Genomic DNA, 2718 nt, shown 5'->3' on the forward strand with positions numbered 1-2718 from the left:
CCTGCGAGGTGATCCTGCCCTCGGCGGTGGTCACCCGCAGCCGCAGCGCATCCACGGCGGTGGCGCTGGCGAGGTTGGGCAGATCCAGCTGCAGACGCGTCACCGCATCGGCGGTCAGGGTCAGCCGGTCATCCACCGCCCGGATCTGTGCGGTCAGCGACTGATCCGCCTCGGCAACAGCCTTGCGCACCTTCCGGCGGGCCAGAAACTCGGCAAAGCCCTGATCCAGCACCTCGGAGGCCAGTGGCAACAGGCTGGCCCGCAGGCTGGTGGTCGCCGCGCCGCCGGTCTTCACGGCAGTCTCGGTCGCGCTTGTCCGGCTTTCCAGTGCGTCCACCACGTCAGTACCGGCCTTGCCCGCAATCGCCGTGCCCAGATCGGTGACCGACTGCCCCAGCGAGACGATCCCGCTCTCGGTCAGCGTGACCCGTGAGGTCAGCGCCTCCAGCGCCGAGGCGCTGGCCTTGCCGGGCAAGGCAGTGTTGAGCGCGGTGATCGCCTCGCCCTGCGAGGTGATCCTGCCCTCGGCGGTGGTCACCCGCAGCCGCAGCGCATCCACGGCGGTGGCGCTGGCGAGGTTGGGCAGATCCAGCTGCAGACGCGTCACCGCATCGGCGGTCAGGATCAGCCGGTCATCCACCGCCCGGATCTGTGCGGTCAGCGACTGATCCGCCTCGGCAACAGCCTTGCGCACCTTCCGACGCGCCAGAAACTCGGCAAAGCCCTGATCCAGCACCTCGGAGGCCAGCGGCAACAGGCTGGCCCGCAGGCTGGTGGTCGCCGCGCCGCCGGTCTTCACGGCAGCCTCGGTTTTACTGGTCCGGCTTTCCAGCGCGGCGACCACGTCAGTACCGGCCTTGCCCGCAACCGCCGTGCCCAGATCGGTGACCGACTGCCCCAGCGAGACGATTCCGCTTTCGGTCAGCGTGACCCGTGAGGTCAGCGCCTCCAGCGCCGAGGCGCTGGCCTTGCCCGGCAAGGCAGTGTTGAGCGCGGTGATCGCCTCGCCCTGTGAGGTGATCCTGCCCTCGGCGGTGGTCACCCGCAGCCGCAGCGCGTCCACGGCGGTGGCGCTGGCAAGCTTCGGCAGATCCAGTTCCAGCCGCGTCACCGCATCGGCCGTCAGGATCAGCCGGTCATCCACCGCCCGGATCTGTGCGGTCAGCGACTGGTCGGCAGCCACCATGGCCTTGCGTGCCTTCCGGCGGGCCAGAAACTCGGCAAAGCCCTGATCCAGCACCTCGGAGGCCAGTGGCAACAGGCTGGCCCGCAGGCTGGTGGTCGCCGCACTGCCAGTCTTCACCGCGGTCTCGGTCGCGCTGGTCCGGCTTTCGAGCGCCGCGACAGCGTCAGCGGATGCCTTGCCTGCGACTTCGGTCTGCAATTCGGTCAGGGCCGTTGCCTGCGAGGCCACGGTGGCCCCGGTCTCTGTCACCTCAATCGTCAGCGCATCGACGGCCCCTGCGGTGGCGGCCAGATTGCCCTGCACATCGGTGATCCCGGCCTGCATATCGAGGATGGCGGCCGCCTGGGCATTGTCGGCCGCGAGCCGGGCCGTCCGTTCCTCGACCAGCTCGGCCGAGGTGGCGCCCGGCGCCGGGCGGCCGATGGCGATCCAATCCACCAGGACATGGTTCGACGCATCCTGTGGCGTCAGGTCGAGGCGCACCCTGTCGACCGTGGCGGCCCAGCCCGGCGTGACCGTGATCAGCGCCTCATCGCCAGACCAGACCGGCTCGGGGATCGCCACGCGGCGGCCGGTGACAAATGACTGCCCGGCATCCGCCCACCACAGATACCCGGTCCAGACCGGGCTGCCGACCCGCCTGAGGCGCGCCCGCAGTTGCGGATATCGCACGGCCCGGACACCCAGACCGGAGGGCGAGATTACATAGGCGCCTGCGCCATCGGCGGGGCGCATATAGCCCTCTGCCACGGTCGGGGCGGCCGGTGATCCGGTCCAGCCCTCGGCATCGTCGTCGTAATACCAGATCTTCACATGATCGAACTGGTTCACCGTGCCGACCGACAGGCCCGCGATGGACTGGGCGAGCGCCTCCTCGCCATTCACCCGCGCGGTATCCACTGCAAGGATCTGCGCCCTTGTGTCGAGGCTGTCGGCCTCGAGCGAAGTCACGCGCTGGGTGATCGCCGCCCGTTCGGAGGCCGCAACGGTGATGGTCTCCTCGAATGTCGCCCGGAATTCGCGCAAGGACTTCGAGAGATCGGTGCGCAGCTGCTCCTTCTCGCGGTAGCGCCGGTAATCAAGATCGCCCACCCAGTCGCGCAGCTCATCCATGCTGCGCGTCACCCGCCGGTAGTTCCTGGCAAGCGTGCGGACATTGTCGGCACGGCGGGCCACCTCGTCCGAGATATCCTGTGCGATATCCGCCAGACCATCAGCCAGCGTCTGTATGGCATTGCCGCGCGCCTCGGCCTCGGCCGCAATGCCATCCGCCACCCCGGCAATCTGGTCTCCCAGCGCCTGCACCGCATCGCCCCGGGCCTGCGCTTCGTCGCCGATCAACCCGACAAGCGCATCGACCTCGCCATCGACCCATTGCTGGAGCGCATCGACCTGGCCGAGGATTTCCGTCTCCAGCTGCGACCAGTCGAGATCGGCGGGGCCGAGCTTCAGGCTGGCGGTGGTGGCGCCGAGCCAGCCGGTCCAGGCGGTCTTGCGGCCCGAGATCAGCCGGGCGCTGACCTCATAGGCGG

1 protein-coding gene is annotated in these 2718 nt (G+C 69.1%); it reads right to left on the reverse strand.

Annotation, left to right across the window (positions count from 1 at the left end):
- A partial coding sequence (locus C8N34_RS26590; RefSeq protein ID WP_170120586.1) for a hypothetical protein occupies positions 1-2718 on the reverse strand: 2718 nt, incomplete at both ends.

This window comes from Gemmobacter caeni, assembly GCF_003054195.1.
In the GTDB taxonomy this organism is placed as follows: Bacteria; Pseudomonadota; Alphaproteobacteria; order Rhodobacterales; family Rhodobacteraceae; genus Gemmobacter; species Gemmobacter caeni.